Here is a 17774-nt window from a genome sequence, read left to right on the forward strand (position 1 = left end):
ACAGCAAACGCCTCGTTCCGCGGAACGAGGCGTTTGCAATAACTGGAGATAAGACCAGGTGCGAGCCGAAGCTTAGCGCTCCACGCGGCCGGCGGCGTAGAAATTACGGTTGTAATAGGCCTGGTTCAGGGAGCTTACCATCACGCCGCCGTTGGTGGCGGAATGCACAAACTTGCCATCTTTCAGGTAGATGCCCACGTGATAGATGGGCTGGCCCGGGCCCCGGCGGAAGAATACCAGGTCGCCGGTCTGCATTTCATCTTTCTGCACGTGCTTTACGCTGCTAAACATGGAGCGGGAGCTGCGCTGCAGGGTAATGCCGTAGGCTTCTTTGAACACGCGGGTCACGAAACCAGAGCAGTCGGTACCGCTTTTGCTGTTGCTGCCGTAGCGGTAGGGGGTGCCCAGCCAGGAGGCTACCGTTTCCAGCAGAGACTGATCTTCGGTGTAGCTGGCATCAATGCCTAGGCGGTGAGCTACTTTATCGTAGGCTACTGAGTCGGAGGCGGTCAGCAGGCGGGGCGTATCATCGTCGCCGGAAAATAAGCCGCTGAGCAGGGAGGCTTCCTGCGTAGAGGCTACGGAGGCTGCCGGGTAGGCGGAGGGAGATTTTTCGAAGAAAAAAGAGAGGACCATCGAGGCCGCGGCGAGGCAATACAGAATGCTGTTTTTCATTGTCCGTCGGGAGGTGGTAAAAGAGCCGCCGGGGTCAGCCGGGCAGCGGAAGCGTACTTCTTTTTTCGATAGGCAACCGGCCAAACCGGCAAGCAAAAAGGGGGATGAAAGAAACCTTTTCAGTCGCCGAAGCCAGCTAGTGGTTCGACGGCCATTGGTTAAAGCTAGCCCCAAAATTCCGGAACTGCCAAGCTTTCCTCCCGAAACAGGATAAAATTCTTTTAATCGGACAGTAGATTATATGAAAAATCATGTCACCGGGCCCAACTGCTTCAAAGGAGTATGCGTATACTCCGGCCATTTTTTACCTATCCATGGAGCTACCTCGCATCGTTGAAAACTCGCCGTTTGCCCGGCTGGCCCGCCTCAAGTTGGGGGCGGCTAATGTGGCAATGGTATTGGGTACTAGTATCCACTTGAGCGGAGTAAGCCGGGAGGATTTTCTGCGTGACCCCTTCTGGGTAGCCCACGAAATGGAGCATATCCGGCAGTTTCAGGAGCACGGCCGACTAGGGTTCCTGGCCCGCTACCTCCGTGACTGGGTGCGTCATGGCTACTATAATATTCCGTTTGAAGTAGCCGCGCGGGAAGCTGCCGAGCTAAATGCGCATCTGTATGCCCAGGGACGCCCGTTACCCGGCAGCGAAGAGCGGCACCCCACACCAAAAGCAAAAGGGTAAGCTGGCATAGTCCCCCGGCTCAGGGGTGGGGCCCTGCGCTTTACTCCGGATAAGGCAGGCTTGCCGTAGCTTTTATCCTAAATATAGAATAGCGAAAGGGTTGCCAAGCGGCCCCCGCCAACTACCAGGGCAGTGCCATTAATAAAGCTGGCTTCGATGGAAACCATATAGCAAAATGTGGTGGTCATTTCTTCTGGGGTGCCTATCTGACCCGTACTCTTTTCCTTGCCGCTCTTCACGTTGGGACTGTCCCAGAGCATGGGCGTGTCCACGGCTCCGGGTGCGACGGTAGTAATGCGCGCGTGGGTGTGGGGCACTTCCCTAGCTCAGGCCGCGTACAAACGCCTCAGTAGTGCCCTTACTGACTGCGTAGGGTATCACATTGGTAGCGGCTTGCTGGACGTGTACCGAGCTGACGGCCCTAATAGCTCCCTGCTTCGAGTGCGGCAGGCACAGCTGGGGTAGCCGGAGCAAGGGGCCCAGATTTACTTGCATTACTTGGTCTCAGGCTTTCGGGTCGAGCCGTTGAACAGGCTCGAAGGTCATCATGCCCGCGTCGTTGATGAGCACGTCAATGCGGCCCTACTCCTTTACCGTGCGCTCCACAGCGTGTACCAGCCGGCTACTCCAAACGCAGGATTCTGGGGAGGGTTGAGCTAAGCCAGGGCAAGCGCTTTGGCGCGTACAGGCCGGGCCGCTCCGTCCAAGCTTGGCGCTAGCAGGGCCCGCGCTGCCGCACGAAGTGGTTGACTGGTAGAGAGGCACTTGGCGCCTTGCCGCGCCAAGCAAGAAACCAGGTGAGGTACTGGCGCTACGAGCCGATAAAATTGCGTAGCGGGCATAACCTTCCAGTAACTTTTCACGAATAGGGGGAAGAATCAGCCTTGGGCCGATTCACTTAGATCTACTACTAACCCTTTCCATCATGAGCACGCAAAAATCTAATCAGCCTGGCGCCCCCGCCCATAAGCACATAACGTTCACCCCCGCCAGCGAAACGTCGCAGGAAGCAAGCGATTCGTCGAGCGACAATAATGGCTCGGCTTCTTCTGCCTACAACGAGCCCACTGCCGGTAGCTCCTCTCAAAAGCAGCAGTCGTGGCTGGACCAGCAGCAATGGCTGAAAAACGTGGATGTGCAGCAACTGAAAGACTTGGGAACCAAAGCTCTGGATCAGGTAAACAAGATGAGCCCCACCCAGAAGGTAATTGGTGGCGCCCTGTTGGCTGGTGGTCTGAGCTGGCTGGCACTGCGTTCCAAGAGCAGCAGCGCCAAAGGCGAAACCTACCGTGCCTACCGCGGCTCCTCGGAAGGCTCTGCCAGCGGTTCATCCTCGAAGTGGGACAGCTCCAGCGACTCGGTATACCGCGGGGCTACCCGCAGCTACGGCGAAGACGATTACGCCGCTGATTTGTAAGCCTCTCCCGTAACCAACCACAAAACGCAACAGCGGCTGGGGAAACTGTCTCCCCAGCCGCTGTTGCGTTTTGCATTGAAAACAAAAAACGCCGCTTCCTAGACGAGGAAGCGGCGTTTGCTGAGCCCCTTATTGGACTCGAACCAACGACCTGCTCATTACGAATGAGCTGCTCTACCAGCTGAGCTAAAGAGGCATTTCCCTAGCGGCGTATCCGGTAGGGGCAGCAAAGATAGAAAGCCCGGCGAACAAGACGCAAACTCTGGACCTAATTTTTTAGAAAGTGTCAGTAGGCATTACCATCTGTTTTCACCCCATTGCTTGTATATGAGTAGTTCTTCTTCCCCTTTGGTTCAGGCCCTCGGTAGTGGTCTGGCGGGTGCCGTGGTACTGAATGCCGTGCACGAAACGGTGCGTCACCTGCGCCCCGTAGATGCACCCCGTATGGATATTCTCGGCGAGCGGGGCTTGCGGCGGCTGCTCTTCAACGTCAACGCGCCGCAACCTGACCAAGATACTGCCTATGTCCTAACACTAGCTGGCGACGTAGTCAGCAACGGGCTGTACTACAGCCTAGTTGGCACGGGCCGGGGCGTTTGGTGGCGCGGAGCGGCCCTGGGCCTTGCGGCGGGGGTTGGGGGGGTGCTCCTGCCTGGCCCCCTGGGTTTAGGCAACGGCCCCAGTAACCGCACTCCTCAAACCAAGGCCATGACGGTAGCGTGGTACTTATTGGGCGGGATAGTAGCCGCGGCTGCCTCGGCAGGGTGGAGCAAGGCCGGCAGCAGGCGGAGCATGTAAGCAGAAAAGCTGGCAGGCAGGTTTGCCGGCTTTCTGGCATCTTTGCGCCGCTATGATGAAACAACTGCGCAAGCTGCTGGTCCGCACGCTGGGTTTTGAGCGCTACATTCGGCTGGTAAGCCGGGTGTACCTGCGACTGGTAGAAGCGGGCTGGGGCCGGCAGAAGTACCCGGAACTCTTTTTCCTGGAGCAGCTCGTTAAGCCCGGGTTTGTGTGCCTGGATATTGGCGCCAACCTGGGCTACTACTCCGTAGCCCTCTCGCGCCTCGTAGGACCGCAGGGGCGCGTATTGGCCGTGGAGCCTATCCCCGATTTTCAGGCTATCTGGCAGGATAACGTGCGCCTAAGCGGCCACCAGAACCTGACGCTGCTGCCCTACGCGCTTGGTGGAGAAAACACCACGGTGCAGATGGGCACCCCGGAGCGCGACGGGCTGCTACACCACGGCATGACCAAAGTAGCAGCCAGCAACACCCAGGAGCACTACGCCCGCACCTACGAGGTACCCATGCGCGTGCCCGACGAACTGTTTCTGGACCTGCCTCGCCTTGACTTTGTGAAGTGCGACGTGGAAGGCTTCGAGTACGAAGTGTTCCGCCACATGCAAGCCACGCTGCGCCGGTTTCAGCCCCTGATCCAGACCGAACTGAACGGGCTGGAAAACCGCCGGGCCGTGGCGGCGCTGCTGGCTGGGCTGGGCTATAAACCATTTGTATTATCCGAGCGTTTTGAACTGGTGCCGTGTTCCGAAGCACAGTTGAGCAGCGCTGTCACGGCTGATTTTTACTTTAAACCCGATTCCGCAGCTCCTAGCCCGGTGCTTTCCTGATGATAAAATTCCTGCTCGTTCTGCTGCTGCTCTGGCTGCTCATGCGCTTCGTGATGCCCCTGATCCTGCGCCTGGTAGTTGGCAACCTGGTTAAAAAGCAAGCCCAGCGGTTTGGGCAGCAATTTGGCGGTTCGCCGTTTGAAGCACCCCGCCCCGGCCCGCGCGGTTCCGGGGCCGCGCCCGGGGAAGTACACGTCGATTACGTGCCGCCCCGCACCAAGCCCCGGCCGCCCCAGGAGTTTAAAGGCGGCGAGTACGTCGACTTCGAGGAAGTAAAATAAGCTGCCATACGCGAGGGTGCCCTTGTGAGGTAAATTTCTCACAAGGGCACCCTCGCGTATTACTCTTACCTCTTTCCTTAGAATCCGATGCCTACCCGTACGCCGGTGCCGGCCCGCTGCCCGGATTGCAGACTGGTGTAGAAGTCGGCCCGCAGGATTTTGAATACGTGCTCTACGCCCACGCCTACCTCTACGTAGTGGTTGGCCGTAGGGGTCGTCAGATAATTCAGCGAGGCTACTTCCTGCCAGTGCAGGCGCCGTAGCAGCGGGACTTTGTTTAGCAGGAAGCCGTTGAAATGGTGGTTGTAGTGAGCTTCCAGAAACTTATCGGCTGTGCTAAAGCGGTAGTAATCCAAGAGTTGGAACTTGCTGAAGTCCTCCGTAAGATAGGTGCGGTTGCCGCTAAAATGTCGGAAATCCATGAAGGATAGCTGCGTGCCTGACCCCGGGAAAATACCCGCCGCCACCCGGTAGGTGCTGGTACCCAGCAGCCCCAGGCTCACGGAATGCCGCACGCCCGCTTCCAGTAAGGTATAGCGCACATCGGAGCCCAGCACCCCGCCAAAACCCTGTCGCCAGGTTAAGGACAATAAAGGGTACTTGGAGCCCAGGTTGAACTTGCCATCGGGGCGGGTGATGTAGCGCTGTCCCGGCCGCCACGAGGCAACTACCTCCGTGGTCAGGGCCTGGTTGCGGCCGAAGCGGGTGCCGTCGGGGCGCTCGGCATTGATGGGCTCATTCGGCGTGAAAGCCCGGTTTTCCCGGTCGCGCAGTAGCTTAAAAGTAGTATTCTGCAACTCGTGCCGACTGAAGTAGCTGGCCGTAGTCTGCACCGTCAGGCCGTTGAGGGGCTCCCACTGGTAACCGAGCTGCACTCCTTCGCGGCGGTAAAGCTTGGCGTAGTTACGGTTTTCCAGCAGGGTGTAGTACGTATTGATAAACGGCGTGAGCTGGCTAGTAGGGTCGAAGTTTTCCACCGTGCGTCCGGCCAGGATGCTCAGCCGCGAGAGTTTTACGGCGTCTAGCTGCCAGGAAGCTGCCACGCTCGGGCTAAGCAGTTCGTTGCTAAAGCCGTAGCGCAGAGCCGGCGTCACGGACCAGGTGCGCCGGTCATCCGTACGCTGGGTATAAGTGGCCTGCGGGTTGACGACCAATCCCTCCACCGTGTTATAATTCACAATGTTAAACACTGGCGCTACATACCACTGGCGCTTGCGGAAGCTGTTGCTGTATACGTAGCCCGTCAGCAGCAGCTTGCTGACGCTAAGCTCGTTGCGCTTGCGGTCCAGGGAGTCCTGGTAGGGGCGGGAGTTGCGGATGACCTCGGTGCTGTCTTTTACCTGGTAATCTTTCTGCTCCTCCTCCGTTAGAGGCACGGGCCGGATGGTAGCCCAGTAGCTGGTGTCCCGCTCGTTGACGCCCTTTTCCACTAGCATCACCTCCCCGCGCTTGAGCTGGCCCAGCCCTAACCCGCTGGTGTCGCGGGTGGCGGCCTGACGGCTTTGGCGACGTGCGGTACGGGTCAGGCCCTCAAGCCTGGGCTTTTGCTTTTTCACCTGCGCTACCGTTTCGCGGGTAACGGGGGCATCTTCCGGGGCCTCCGGAGTGGCGGCGGGAGCGGGGGTAGTGGGAGCAGGGCGGTTGGGGAAGGTAGGCGTCACCTGGTAGTTGGAGAGGATGGCCGTGATGTAGCCGTTGCCCTTAAATCCAAACGCGGTAAAGCCCATCGTCACTTTCTGCGACTGCATTACCCACACGTCCGAAGGGCCAGGAGCCGGCGCAAAAATCTGCTCAATGTGCAGATTTTCCACGTAGTCGAGCTGAGCATCCTTGCTTAGGTCCAGGCTCACGGAGTGCAGGCGCCAGGTGCCGTCCACGATGTAGATGTGACCGGCAAACACGGGGTCGGTGCGGCGGCGCGGCGTTACCCTGATTTTGTGGATAAGCAGCGCGCCCTGGCGGGTGCTGCCTTCCAGCTCGTAGCGGTAGAACAAGGGTGCATTGGCGGCAATGGGCGACACGAAACCTCGTTCCGAAAAGCCACTTTTCAGCACATTCTGGTAGAAGTTCAGGCCCCGGCCCGCGCTGGCCCGGTTGAAGCTGATGCCCTTGGTGTCGCCGCTCACGCGGGAGGAAATCATGCGCTCCTGCACCACGTTGGGCTGGCGGAAGCTCATTTCCGACACCGTTTCCGACAAGTAAAAAATGCCCGGCTTGATGTCGGGCCCTACCTTCACCAAGCCCAGAATCTTGCCCGGCACATCGGTAAAGCGGCCCAGCGTTTTAATGTAGGTTCGGGCCTTGAAGGCGGCTACCTCACGTTGGTGGTAGCGCCGCCACTGCATGGCCTGCTGTACAATGGTATAAGCAGGGTCCTTGTCGGTAGAGCGCACAATTACCTCCCGCAGCTGATAGCTTTCCGGAGTTAGAGAAATGTTGAGCACCGTGGCCGTGTCGCCGCCGGCTACGCGCACGGTTTCCAGGTGGGGCTTGAAGCCTACGTACTGAAATACTAGCTCGTAGCGGCCCGCCGGCAGGCGCAGCTGGTAGTTGCCCTGCTCGTTGGAGGCAGTGCTGGTGGTTGTCGTGCGCACGGCCACGTTGGCAAAGGCCAGGCCCTCGCCTTTCACATCGGTGATACGGCCCCGGACAATGCCCGCGGCGGCCGGCAATACGGTACTCAGCAGGAGAAGTAATAGCAGGAAAGTGCGGGGCATCAGGGCAGTAGTCACAGGTGGTATCAAGATAGAGGAAATAGCCACGGGAATGGTTGGCTGGCAGTTAAAATTTGCTGCTTTACTACCCCATCCTGCTTGGGGCAAGCCGACGAGAATCTCGGCGGGGGCCGTAGCTTGCAGCCCGGCTGTATTTACCCGCGCCGAGCGGAATCAAGCCTGGCGCCGAGCTGTTACCGTAATTACTAGCCCTGTTCTTGCGCCCTCCGGCGCTTTCTCTCCCCGCATGAATCAGCCCAAAAAGAAGTTTTACACCCCAGCCGAGGCCCTGCAGAAAATTGCCGCCTTCTGTACCTACCAGGAGCGCACGTTCAAGGAAACCGAGAGCAAGCTTCGCGACTACGGCCTGACCGAAGAGGAAGCCGGCGAAATCATGATCCGGCTGAGCCGGGAGAATTTTTTGGATGAGGAGCGCTACGCCAAAAGCTTTGTACGCGGCCATGTGCGCCAGAAAAAGTGGGGCCGACGCCGTATTCAGCAGGAACTGAAGCAGAAAGGCCTGTCGGATTACTGTATCAAGGCCGGCATGAAGGAAATTGACGGCGACGAGTACTACCAGAACCTGCTGGACGTGCTGGAGAAAAAGGACCGGCAGGAAAAGGAGCGTAATCCTCGCCTGCGCCGTCAGAAAATCCAGCTTTTTCTCACGGCCAAGGGCTACGAGTCGGATTTGATCAAAATGGCCCTCGACGACTTCGGCAAGGAAAAAGAGCCTGAGGATGAGGACTAGCCCGGCGAAGCCCCGCTCCGGCTCATAGAACCCCGTTATTCCTTTCGCACCGAGTGACAGGATTCTGGCAGACAGGGATTGAGCTTGGAGGCACCCAGGCTTACAGCGTTACCGCCGGGCGGGCAGGAGCGGATTCTCCAGGCGGCGGGTCAGGATGACGCGGCGGCCGGTCATGGTCTCGAGCAGGGGCCGCAGGATTTGCTCGGCGTTTTGCTCGGTTTGGGCCAGAATCCCCGATTGCAGGGCGGCCGTGCGCACATTGGCCTCGGCATACTTATAGCCTGCATCTACCAATTCAGCGTCCTGAAAAAAGCCGTTTTCTACGCTGTACACCTTGCTTTTACTGTGGTCGACCTGCCAAGTGCACAGCTCCGGAGCCGGCAGGGCCAGGCGCACCACCGAGTCGCCTTCCAGCACCACGTCCTGGGGGCGGACTTTGCGCAAATCGAGGCAGCCTATGGCATTACCGGCCACAATTAGGGCCACTTTAGCGTCGGGCAGAAAGCGGTACGTGCTCTTCTTGTACTCTACTACGTCTTTGAATTGGTAGCGAACCAGCTCCATGCGGCCCAGGCCCTCCACCTTTTCCAGCACGGTATTGTGCGTGACAGTAATCTGAGGGGTAGGAGCCAGGGGATTCTCGAACCCACTTAGCGCGGGGCGAACTTTCGTCCAGAGAAACCACCCCAGGCCCAGCAGAAAAGCAAGGGGGAGCAAGCGACGTAGTAAACGGGGCATAGAAACAGAACAGTAGAAAACGGGTATACGCGGCGCGCAAACAGGATGGCCGGGGTAGGCCGTGCAATTCCGCTTCCCTCGCTAGCTTTGAAGCTTACTGAACTGGTTGAATGGCGGCTACGGTGCTTGGTTTTATTCGGTCGGGCGGGGTGGCTTGGGCCCGGCGGCTGCCCCGCTACCACGGCAGCCTGCTGGCGGTGGCCTGGCTGCTGGCGCAGGCCGTGAGCTGGCATCTGAACCGCAGCCCTCGTACCTACGGCGACAGTGTGCACTACCTCGACTACGCGCGCCAGATTGCTGAGCAGGGAAACTTTGTGAAGGTACACTACACCCGCTACCTGGGCTACCCGCTGTATCTGAGCGCCTTCCTCAAGCTCGGGCTGGGGCGCACGGCCATGGCGCTGGGGCAGTATGCCGTGGCGGGGCTGGCCACGGTGGCCCTCTACCGGGCCGTGCGTCGCCTGGCTCAGGGTGCCTGGGAGCCGGCGTTTCTGGCCACGCTGCTGTATATCGGGTGGGCCGAGATTCAGCGGTTCAATGCCTTTCTGCTCACGGAATCATTATTTACCAGCCTGCTGCTGCTCTCGTTCTGGGCCGTAGGACGGGCCCGTACGGCCGGAAGCTGGACCCTGGCTCTGCTGGTCCTGCTGGCTACGGTGAGCATCCGGCCCAACGGCTTTGTGGCCCTGGCCGGGGCCGCTCTGGCCGGGACGGTGGCGCTCCGGCAGCGGGCCTCGCGGCGGGTACAGTGGCTGGTAGCGGTTGGAGCGCTGCTTCTGCTGCCCCTGGCCTGGATAGCGCTCAACCAGCTGCTGCTCACGTTTCGGCTGATCAAAACCTATCAGGAAGGCATGGTTATGTTCATGTACGATGGATTGCTGGTGCACCCGGCGGCCCCCCTGGACTTACCGCCGGAGGAGGCTTCGCCGGTGGGGCGGCTGGCATACTTTATCTTGCACAACCCGCGCTACTTCGGTCAGCTAGCCATCTGGAAGCTGACGTTCTTTATGGGATTTCCTAAGCCGTACTTCTCGGCCCTGCATATCCTCTGGCAGCTGATTGTGCTGCCGCTGGTATACTGGCTAGCCGTGCGTGGGTTGGCGGCCCGGTGGGTTGCCCGCCCCATGCGGGTGTTTCTGGGAGCCGTTATTGTGCTGCAGGCTGGCATCGTCGCGCTTACCGTTGAGGACTACGACGTGCGCTTTTCGGGCCCTATTCTACCGTATGTGTTCGTACTAGCTGCGCTGGGGGCTATGCCGGGCTGGCACCGGGTGCAGCGGTGGCTGGGCGACCAAGCAAGCAAACCTCAGACCTGAGGCAGGTTAAGGAGCGACGCCTCGCTCCTGCCAAACCCAGCCCAGGCTTGCAAGCCGCCTGTGTGAATGGCTACCACCGTACTACCCCGCGCGAAGTAGCCCCGCGCCAGCAAATCCAGGATGCCCACCATCATCTTGCTGGTATAAATGGGGTCCAGTAACACTCCGTGTCGGCCCTGAAACTCCCAGCAGAACTTTTGCAATTCCGGGCTCAGGCGGGCGTAGCCGCCCCCGTGGTAACCCGTTTGCAGGGACCAGTTCTGGTACTGGCGGCCGGTGGCTTGCCGGGTTAGGGCGTTGATGTCGGCCCGCAGGAAATCGGCGCCCTTGAGGGCGGCAAAGCCCAGCGCCTCCCGCTGCCCATCCAGCCCCACTAGTAGCCCGGCCAAGGTGCCGCCGGTGCCGCAGGCCACGCAAAGCGTATCAAAATCGGTGAGGGCCAGCAGTTCCGGAACTAACTCAGCGCAGCCCGGCAGAGCCAAAGCATTGGAGCCGCCTTCAGGCAGCACGTAGGCCGGGCCCAGCTGCTGCAGCAACGCATCCACTACGGTCGGCTCGTGCTTGCGGCGGTAGGTGGGGCGGTCAAGAAAGTGCAGCACCATTCCGTTGGCGCGGGCCTGAGTGAGGGTAGGATTGAGCGGCTGGCCTTGCAGCTCGTCGCCGCGCACTACCCCCACGGTGGACAACCCGGTCAGGCGGCCGGCGGCGGCCACGGCCGCCAGGTGGTTGGAGTAGGCCCCGCCAAACGTAAGTAGCGCCCGGTAGCCCAGCCGCTCGGCCTCCTGCAGATTATACTTGAGCTTGCGCCACTTGTTGCCCGGCAGCTCCGGGTGGTTCAGGTCGTCGCGAAGCAGCAGCAGCCGTACGCCGGCCCGGTCAGCAACAGGCTCATCAAGGGGCTGAAGCAGCATAGGCGTAAGTGGTGAGTCGGTGAATGAGTAAATGAGTGGTGAAGTAGGCGGTCAGGGCGAGGAGGCACGACAACGGCAGCTGTCCTGGCCACCGTGCTACCCCTCCGAAATGTAACAAGCCCTTAACGTATGGTGGCGTCAAGGGCTTGTCATAGTAGTAGGCTTATCACTGAGAGAGGAAGGATGCGTCGTCGGGTCTCCCCGCCCTGACCGCCTACTTCACTACTCATTTACTCATTCACCGGCTCACCACTTACGCCAGCATGGTCTCCTGGATAGTATGGGGCTCGGGGCGCTGTTTCAGGGCGTAGAACAGGGCGCCCAGCAGCGCAGCAATCAGCAAGACGGAAGATACCAGGGAAACAGTGTTGCCCAGGGCGTACTCCGTGGGCTCGAACTTGAACTCGATGGTGTGCGCGCCAGCCGGCACGGGCAGGGCCCGCAGCACGTAGTTGGCCCGGAGGTGGGGCACTAGCTTGCCGTCGAGGTAGGCGTTCCAGCCATCTTGGTAGTAGATTTCTGAGAAGACCACCAGGCCCTCCTGGGCGGCGTTGGCGCGGTAGGTCAGCTCATTGGGCGAATACTTGGTCAGGCCGATGCTGGAGCCGGCGGTGGGGTAGGAGGCCTTCACCTGCGGGAATTTCGAGGCATCCACTACGGCCGTGGTAGCGGCATTAAGCGTAGTAAGGGCGCTGATTTCCTGGTCGGGGTTCTGCACCTTCTGCACCTGGCTTACAAACCAGGCGTTGCCCAGGGCGCCGGGGTTGCGCTGCACCTGCTGGGGCTGGCCCTGCTGACCCGGCACAATCACGTAGCGCGTGTTCAGCATATTGAGCACCTGAGTGTTATTCTGCGAAATCTGCCGCTCAATCAAATCCTGGTAGCGGCGCAGCTTGGCTCCGTGGTAGCCCCCTATGCTCTTGTGGAAATAGGAGGTCTGGGCCTCGTTGAAGGGGTTCTGTACGTTGAGCACCCGGTAGCTCAGGTCTTTGTCCTGCAGAATCTGCTGGTCGGCGGGGCTGGGCACGAACTGCTCGGCAATGGTTTCCTGCTGAAAGTTGCCGTCGTTGAGGTAGCGCTTGTCCACGCCCCAGAGGTCAATAAGCGTCAGTAAGCCCACCAGGGTAGCCGTGAGGCCGGCCGAGAGCTTGCGCTGCAGGAAAAACCACAACGCTCCGCCGGCCGCCGCCACGAAGAACAGGGAGCGGAACACGTCGGTGCGGAGCAACGAGGCCCGGTCAGCGCGCAGCGCATCCAGCGGGAAGCCCTGCTGTTGCAACTGCGCATCAATGGGAGCGGCAAAATCCGACACCAGCCCCACCAGGAAAGCCAGGGCGCACAGCCCGGCGGTAATAGCCAACGCCCGCAGCACATGCTTTTTCAAAGCGGCCGTATCGGCGTCATCGACGGGCTTGCCGGCCAGGGCTGCCAGGCTCGGGTGGGTGCTAGGGGTAGCCGTTGCGGCTACTGGGCGTCCGCGCAGCACCCGGGCCAAGGCCAGCACGGCCAGCAGGGGCATGGCCAGCTGAGCGATAACCAAGGCCATGCTCACGGCCCGGAACTTATTGTAGCCCGGGAAGTAGTCGAACATGAGGTAGTTGAACGTCTCGAAGTTCTTGCCCCAGGCCAGCAGCACCGACAGCAAGGTGCCGGTCAGCAGCCAGATGCGCGTACGGCGGTCGGCCACCATCAGGCCCAGCACAAACAGGAAGAACACCACCGCGCCCACGTACACCGGGCCGCTGGTAATGGGCTGGTCGCCCCAGTAGGTGGGCATCTGGGCCAGGTAGTCGGCGAGCTGCACGGGCGGCACGCCGGCCGCGGCCAGGGCTTTGCCGGTTTCCGAGTTGTCGCTGAGCTTCATCTGCGAAGCGCCGCCGTAGAAGTTAGGGATGAGCAGGGTTGCCGTTTCGCCAATGCCGTAGCTGTAGCTGAACGCGTACTCCTTGCCCAGGCCGGAGCCTTCCGCATCATCGGCGGGGGTAGCGGCCTGGCCGGGCGCGGTGGGGGCCGGCGTCTTCAGCTCCGACTTGCCTCGGATGCTGTACTTGCTGTACTCCAGGGTGGTGTAGAGGCGGCCGAAGCTGACGCCCACGGCCAGCAAGGCGGCTACCGCCAGCAGCGCCGTACGGCTGAAAAAGTCGGGCAAACGCTTCTCGCGGGCCGCGAAAATCAGCTCTACTACCCCAAACACCAGTACCAGCAGCAGCAGGTAGTAGGTAATCTGAAGGTGGTTGGAGCGCACGTTCATGGCCAAACCCAGGGCAAAGAGGGCCGTACCCAGCCACTTGTTACGCCGGAAGGCTACCAGCAAACCCGCCAGCACCAGCGGGGCGTAGGCCAGGGCCAGGCTTTTGGTGTTGTGGCCGGCGGCCAGAATAATCAGGTTGTAGCTGGTGAAGCCCAGGGCCACGGCTCCTACCACGCTCACCAGCGGCGAGAGGCCCAGGGCCACGCACAGGGCGTAGCCGCATACCAGGGCCAGAAACAGGTTGGCTACCACGGCCGGCAACCCCAGCGTAAACAGCTGGTGCAGGTACACGCTCAGGTCGCCGGGGAAGCGGGTGCTGATGAGGTAGGTCGGCATCCCCGAGAACATGGAGTTGGTCCAGAGCGCCTCCTGGCCGGTTTGCTCCCGGAACTGGGCCGCCTCGTGGGCTCCACCGTTAAACTGCACGATGTCGTGCTGGGCCAGGGTTTTGCCATCGAAGAGGATGGGGGAGAAGTACACGGCGGCCAGCACCAGGAAGAACAGGACGGCCAGCAGGTGCGGCAGCACCCGCCGCCAGAGCGGCACGGTGGCCGGACGGAAAGGAGTGGTCATTCGGCTTACTACAAATCGGAAAACGGCCCACCGGCGCCCCACGGCCCGGCCTGGCAGCCCGAAGGTACCCGTTTTTAGGGGTTTGTTGACGCGGAGCGAGGCTGGAAGGCAAGATTATACAGCACCACCGACAGTAAAATTACGCCGTAAGCCACCACCTGCGTAGTAGTGGCCTGCTCGCCGAAATACAGAAAGGCCAGCGCAAAACTCACCAGCGGGTTCAGGTACATCATGATGCCCACGGCCCCGGAGGGTAGCACGTTTAGGGCGTACAGATTCAGGAACAGCGGCACCACGGTAAAGCCCAGGCTTAGCAGGCCGGTCACCAGCAGCAGCCGCCCATCCTGCAGGCCGACCAGCGGCTCGGCACCCAGTAGCGGAGCTACCGGCAGCACCAGCGCAGCCGCCAGCAGCAGCTGCACCGTCAGGAGCACCAGCCGGTCGTAGCCCTGCAGGCTGCGCTGGCTGATAAGGTAGGCTGCGTAAGTAGAGGCTACCACCAGGCTCATCAGCAGCATCCGGATTTCACCTACCCCCAGCAAGGCGCAGCTTAGGGCGCTCAGGCCAATGGCGGCCCACTGGTTGGGCCGGAGCTTTTCGCCCAGCACCACGAAGCCCAGCAAGGCCGTCAGGATGGGGCAGATGAGGTAGGCAAACGAGCCAGCCTGCACACTCACCTGGTTTACTACATAAATAAAGAGCAGCCAGTTGGAAGTCAGCAGCAGTCCGCCCAGGCCAGTACTCAGGGCCACCCGGCGCCGCTCGGCGGGGGCGGCGGTTTGCCACTGCGCCCACACGCCGCGCACGGCCGCCCGCCGCCCCAGGCTGTGTAGAAGCAGCAGAATCAAGAGAGAAATCAGGATGCGGAAGAAGAGAATCTGTCCGCTGGCGTAGCCCGCCAGCCAGCGCAGCGGAATCGGGAAAAAGCCCCAAATGAGAAAGGCCGCCAAAGCGGCCAGGTGATGACGCGAAAGTTTCAACAACAAAAAAGTAAGGGTACTGCCTGGCAAAGATACTGCCCAACTTGCTTTCACCCCATCCCAGAGCCGGTAGGCTTCAGATTGTTGGTAGATCTGAATAGGTAGGGAGCCCGGCCGTTTTGGCGCAGCGGGGCCAGACAAATGTAGGGCTGCCTTGTTAAGGCACGTATACAGCTCCGGCTTACGGATAGCCTCCGCCTGAACGCCTTTTAAGCGGTAACACCTCTTAGTAGCTGCGGACGCTATGGGCGGTATTGTAAGCGGGCCCCGTTCTACCTTTACGCCGCTATGCTTCAGTTTTCCGACTTGCCCGCCCTTACCGGCGGCACCCTGCTTCAGCTTTCTTCCGCGCCCGCGCCGGTACACCGTCTGCTACTCGACAGCCGCCAGGTAACCATGCCGGCGGGCAGCGTGTTTTTTGCCCTGCGCGGTCCTCAGCACGACGGTCATCGCTACCTGCCGGAGTTGTACCAGGCTGGCGTGCGGCTGTTTGTGGTGGCGGAGGCGGCGGTTCCGGGTGGGGTAGGGGCCTACCCCGACGCTGGGTTTCTGCTGGTGCCCGACACGCTGGCGGCGCTGCAAGCGGTGGCGGCCGACCACCGTCGGCGCTTTCAGTTGCCGGTATTCGGCATTACGGGCTCCAACGGCAAAACCATCGTGAAGGAGTGGCTGGCGCAGCTGCTGAGCCCCGACGAGCTAATTTGCAAGAGTCCGCGCTCCTACAATTCCCAGGTGGGCGTGCCCCTAAGCGTGTGGGAGCTAAACGAAACGCACACGTTGGGCATTTTCGAGGCTGGTATTTCGGAGCCTGGCGAAATGGAGCGCCTCACCCGCATCATCCAGCCAACCCTGGGTATTTTCACCAATCTGGGCACGGCCCACGACGCGGGTTTCGCGTCGGCCGCTGAGAAAGTAACCGAGAAAATGCACCTGTTCGAGGACGTAGACACGCTGTTCTATTGCGCCGACCACGCCCTGGTGCACGCGGCGGCCCGCCAGCAGCTACGGCCCGCGCGCACTATTCTCAGCGCCTGGACCCGGCAGCGAGCCCGCTTCGACGCCCAGGAGGCCGATTTGTTCGTGGCTATCCACGAAGCCTCCGCCGACCGGACTGTGGTGCGGGTAGAACGCGCCCGGCCCCGCCCCCAGGAGTATACCTTCACGCTGCCTTTTGCTGATGAGCCTTCGGTAGAAAACGCTCTGCACGGCCTGGCAGTGCTGCTATGGCGCCAGGTGCCGCCCGCCGAAATTCAGCGCCGCCTCGACCGGCTCCAGCCCGTGGCCATGCGCCTGGAAATGAAGCAGGCCCTCAACGACTGCTACGTCCTCGACGACACCTATAACAACGACCTGGCCGGCCTGCGCCTCGCCCTCGATGCCCTCACGCGCCAGCCCCGCCGCGGCCGCCGGACCCTCATCCTCTCTGATGTGCTGGAATCGGGGTTGGGTGGGGCCGAGCTATACGCCCGGGCTGCGGCCCTGCTGCCAGCTCACGGCGTCGACCGGCTCATCGGCATCGGGCCCGACATTAGCCAGCACGGTGCCGCCTTCCAGGGCTTGGCTACCGAGTTTTACCCCGATACCCAGACGTTTCTGGACGCTTTCCAGCCCGACCAGTTCCGGCGCGAAACCATTCTGGTAAAGGGGGCCCGCCGCTACGGCTTCGAGCGGATTGTGGCCGCGTTTCAGCAGAAGATTCACGGTACGGTGCTGGAAGTCAACCTCGATGCTTTGGTGCACAACCTCAACTTCTACCGGCGGCGCCTGCAGCCGGGCGTGAAGCTGATGGTAATGGTCAAGGCCTTCGCCTACGGTAGCGGCTCTTATGAAGTGGCCAATCTGCTGGAGTTTCACCGCGTCGATTACGTGGCCGTGGCCTATGCCGACGAAGGCGTGGAGCTGCGCCAGCACGGTATCAGTCTGCCTATCATGGTGATGAACCCCTCGCCCGATGCCTTTCAGAAGCTGCGCCAATATCACTTAGAGCCTGAAATCTACTCTTTCGAGCGTCTCCACGACTACCTCCGGGCGGCCCAGGAGCAAGCCTTGCCCGCCATTCACCTCAAACTCGATACGGGTATGCGCCGGCTGGGCTTCGCCGAAGAAGACTTGCCGCAGCTGTGTCAGGTGCTGCGCGAACATGCTGCGCACGTGCGCGTAGCTAGTGCCCTCACCCACCTGGCTGGCGCCGACGAAGCCCAGCACAACGATTTTTCGCGTCAGCAACTAGCCGCTTTCCAGCGCATGGCACCCCGGCTGGAAGCTGCCCTGGGTTACCCCATTCTGCTGCACGCCCTCAATTCGGCGGGGATTGTGCGCTTTCCGGAAGCCCAGCACAGCATGGTGCGCCTCGGCATCGGGCTCTACGGGGTAGAAGCCAGCGGGCAGCAGCCCGACGCGCTGCGGCCCGTGAGCAGCCTGCGCACCACTATTTCCCAAATCAAGACGCTGCCTGCCGGCGCCACCGTGGGCTACGGCCGCCGCGGCCAGGCCGCCGACTACGAGCGGCGCATTGCTACGCTGGCCATCGGCTACGCCGATGGCTACGACCGTCGCTTTGGCAATGGGGTAGGGGAAGTAGTCATCCGGGGGCAACGGGCCCCGCTGGTGGGCAATGTCTGCATGGACATGTGCATGGTGGACGTAACGGGCATTCCGCAGGCCCAGGCTGGCGACTCAGCAGTAGTATTTGGCGAAGAACTACCCCTTACGGAGCTGGCCGGCCGCATCGGCACTATCCCGTATGAGCTGTTAACTAATGTGAGTGAGCGGGTAAAACGGATATTTATTGCCGAATAGCTCGAAAACAGTGAGAAAACAAATTGGATTTATAGAAGCAAGGAGCATGATATATCATCTA

The 17774-nt window shown here is 60.9% G+C and carries 16 protein-coding genes and 1 tRNA gene; 8 read left to right on the forward strand and 9 right to left on the reverse strand.

The features are described 5' to 3' along the window. Positions 1–72: 72 nt before the first annotated feature. Positions 73–675: a C40 family peptidase gene (locus tag K3G63_RS20055; protein WP_220615915.1), complete on the reverse strand. Its 603-nt coding sequence runs from the start codon at positions 673–675 to the stop codon at positions 73–75. A gap of 314 nt (positions 676–989) precedes the next feature. Here K3G63_RS20055 and K3G63_RS20060 point away from each other — a divergent pair, with 314 nt between their 5' ends. Beyond that, positions 990–1355 carry a hypothetical protein gene (locus K3G63_RS20060; RefSeq protein ID WP_220615916.1) on the forward strand — a complete coding sequence of 122 codons (366 nt, stop codon included), beginning with the start codon at positions 990–992 and terminating at the stop codon, positions 1353–1355. A gap of 77 nt (positions 1356–1432) precedes the next feature. Here K3G63_RS20060 and K3G63_RS22935 read toward each other — a convergent pair whose 3' ends face one another. Together K3G63_RS22935 and K3G63_RS22940 are read right to left on the reverse strand one after the other, a co-directional pair. Then, on the reverse strand, positions 1433–1672 hold the full coding sequence (locus tag K3G63_RS22935) for an SDR family oxidoreductase (RefSeq protein WP_310794614.1): 240 nt from the start codon (positions 1670–1672) through the stop codon (positions 1433–1435). 4 nt (positions 1673–1676) lie between these two features. Continuing rightward, a complete protein-coding gene (locus K3G63_RS22940; RefSeq protein WP_259404588.1) occupies positions 1677–1850 on the reverse strand; it encodes a hypothetical protein in 174 nt (57 codons plus the stop codon). Positions 1851–2280: 430 nt separating this feature from the next. Between K3G63_RS22940 and K3G63_RS20070 the strand changes: the two genes are divergently transcribed. Continuing rightward, the gene (locus tag K3G63_RS20070) at positions 2281–2772 is read left to right on the forward strand and encodes a hypothetical protein (protein WP_220615917.1); all 492 of its coding nucleotides are present in this window, start codon (positions 2281–2283) and stop codon (positions 2770–2772) included. A 123-nt stretch (positions 2773–2895) separates the two neighbouring features. Here the strand turns inward: K3G63_RS20070 and K3G63_RS20075 are convergent. Beyond that, a tRNA-Thr gene (locus K3G63_RS20075) sits at positions 2896–2968 on the reverse strand. A gap of 131 nt (positions 2969–3099) precedes the next feature. Here K3G63_RS20075 and K3G63_RS20080 point away from each other — a divergent pair. From K3G63_RS20080 to K3G63_RS20090, 3 genes are read left to right on the forward strand one after another with little or no spacing between them, the layout of a single operon-like run. Beyond that, entirely contained in the window at positions 3100–3570 is a 471-nt protein-coding gene (locus K3G63_RS20080; protein WP_220615918.1) for a hypothetical protein, read from the forward strand. A gap of 52 nt (positions 3571–3622) precedes the next feature. Continuing rightward, the gene (locus K3G63_RS20085) at positions 3623–4399 is read left to right on the forward strand and encodes an FkbM family methyltransferase (RefSeq protein WP_220615919.1); all 777 of its coding nucleotides are present in this window, start codon (positions 3623–3625) and stop codon (positions 4397–4399) included. Then, positions 4399–4680, forward strand: coding sequence for a DUF4834 family protein (locus tag K3G63_RS20090; protein WP_220615920.1), 282 nt, complete (start codon positions 4399–4401; stop codon positions 4678–4680). The genes K3G63_RS20085 and K3G63_RS20090 overlap by 1 nt, the downstream gene beginning before the upstream one ends. Positions 4681–4757: 77 nt before the next feature. Here the strand turns inward: K3G63_RS20090 and K3G63_RS20095 are convergent, their stop codons facing one another. After that, entirely contained in the window at positions 4758–7412 is a 2655-nt protein-coding gene (locus K3G63_RS20095) for a DUF5686 and carboxypeptidase regulatory-like domain-containing protein (RefSeq protein WP_220615921.1), read from the reverse strand. Positions 7413–7641: 229 nt separating this feature from the next. On the opposite strand from K3G63_RS20095, the gene K3G63_RS20100 reads away from it, so the two are divergent. After that, complete coding sequence (locus K3G63_RS20100; RefSeq protein ID WP_220615922.1) at positions 7642–8145, forward strand: regulatory protein RecX; 504 nt, start codon at positions 7642–7644, stop codon at positions 8143–8145. Positions 8146–8253: 108 nt separating this feature from the next. Here K3G63_RS20100 and K3G63_RS20105 read toward each other — a convergent pair whose 3' ends face one another. After that, positions 8254–8883, reverse strand: a complete 630-nt coding sequence (locus tag K3G63_RS20105) for a DUF4230 domain-containing protein (protein ID WP_220615923.1) — start codon at positions 8881–8883, stop codon at positions 8254–8256. A 110-nt stretch (positions 8884–8993) separates the two neighbouring features. Between K3G63_RS20105 and K3G63_RS20110 the strand changes: the two genes are divergently transcribed. After that, positions 8994–10199: a hypothetical protein gene (locus K3G63_RS20110; RefSeq protein ID WP_220615924.1), complete on the forward strand. Its 1206-nt coding sequence runs from the start codon at positions 8994–8996 to the stop codon at positions 10197–10199. Here the strand turns inward: K3G63_RS20110 and K3G63_RS20115 are convergent. From K3G63_RS20115 to K3G63_RS20125, 3 genes are all read right to left on the reverse strand, one after another. Beyond that, complete coding sequence (locus tag K3G63_RS20115; protein WP_220615925.1) at positions 10190–11110, reverse strand: 1-aminocyclopropane-1-carboxylate deaminase/D-cysteine desulfhydrase; 921 nt, start codon at positions 11108–11110, stop codon at positions 10190–10192. The two genes, K3G63_RS20110 and K3G63_RS20115, sit on opposite strands and share 10 nt — an antisense overlap. Positions 11111–11363: 253 nt before the next feature. After that, on the reverse strand, positions 11364–13934 hold the full coding sequence (locus tag K3G63_RS20120; protein ID WP_220615926.1) for a YfhO family protein: 2571 nt from the start codon (positions 13932–13934) through the stop codon (positions 11364–11366). A gap of 74 nt (positions 13935–14008) precedes the next feature. Beyond that, positions 14009–14914: an EamA family transporter gene (locus K3G63_RS20125; RefSeq protein ID WP_220615927.1), complete on the reverse strand. Its 906-nt coding sequence runs from the start codon at positions 14912–14914 to the stop codon at positions 14009–14011. A 288-nt stretch (positions 14915–15202) separates the two neighbouring features. Between K3G63_RS20125 and K3G63_RS20130 the strand changes: the two genes are divergently transcribed. Then, positions 15203–17713 carry a bifunctional UDP-N-acetylmuramoyl-tripeptide:D-alanyl-D-alanine ligase/alanine racemase gene (locus tag K3G63_RS20130; protein ID WP_220615928.1) on the forward strand — a complete coding sequence of 837 codons (2511 nt, stop codon included), beginning with the start codon at positions 15203–15205 and terminating at the stop codon, positions 17711–17713. The last annotated feature ends 61 nt before the right edge of the window (positions 17714–17774 follow it).

It is taken from the genome of Hymenobacter sp. HSC-4F20 (genome assembly GCF_019599275.1).
GTDB lineage: Bacteria > Bacteroidota > Bacteroidia > Cytophagales > Hymenobacteraceae > Hymenobacter.

Excerpts from the sequence above, each read along its gene's own strand:
- K3G63_RS20055 (WP_220615915.1), bottom strand. The coding sequence starts at position 675 with ATGAAAAACAGCATTCTGTATTGCCTCGCCGCGGCCTCGATGGTCCTC.
- K3G63_RS20060 (WP_220615916.1), top strand. The coding sequence starts at position 990 with ATGGAGCTACCTCGCATCGTTGAAAACTCGCCGTTTGCCCGGCTGGCC.
- K3G63_RS22940 (WP_259404588.1), bottom strand. The coding sequence starts at position 1,850 with ATGCAAGTAAATCTGGGCCCCTTGCTCCGGCTACCCCAGCTGTGCCTG.
- K3G63_RS20070 (WP_220615917.1), top strand. The coding sequence starts at position 2,281 with ATGAGCACGCAAAAATCTAATCAGCCTGGCGCCCCCGCCCATAAGCAC.
- K3G63_RS20080 (WP_220615918.1), top strand. The coding sequence starts at position 3,100 with ATGAGTAGTTCTTCTTCCCCTTTGGTTCAGGCCCTCGGTAGTGGTCTG.
- K3G63_RS20085 (WP_220615919.1), top strand. The coding sequence starts at position 3,623 with ATGATGAAACAACTGCGCAAGCTGCTGGTCCGCACGCTGGGTTTTGAG.
- K3G63_RS20090 (WP_220615920.1), top strand. The coding sequence starts at position 4,399 with ATGATAAAATTCCTGCTCGTTCTGCTGCTGCTCTGGCTGCTCATGCGC.
- K3G63_RS20100 (WP_220615922.1), top strand. The coding sequence starts at position 7,642 with ATGAATCAGCCCAAAAAGAAGTTTTACACCCCAGCCGAGGCCCTGCAG.
- K3G63_RS20105 (WP_220615923.1), bottom strand. The coding sequence starts at position 8,883 with ATGCCCCGTTTACTACGTCGCTTGCTCCCCCTTGCTTTTCTGCTGGGC.
- K3G63_RS20110 (WP_220615924.1), top strand. The coding sequence starts at position 8,994 with ATGGCGGCTACGGTGCTTGGTTTTATTCGGTCGGGCGGGGTGGCTTGG.
- K3G63_RS20115 (WP_220615925.1), bottom strand. The coding sequence starts at position 11,110 with ATGCTGCTTCAGCCCCTTGATGAGCCTGTTGCTGACCGGGCCGGCGTA.
- K3G63_RS20120 (WP_220615926.1), bottom strand. The coding sequence starts at position 13,934 with ATGACCACTCCTTTCCGTCCGGCCACCGTGCCGCTCTGGCGGCGGGTG.
- K3G63_RS20130 (WP_220615928.1), top strand. The coding sequence starts at position 15,203 with ATGCTTCAGTTTTCCGACTTGCCCGCCCTTACCGGCGGCACCCTGCTT.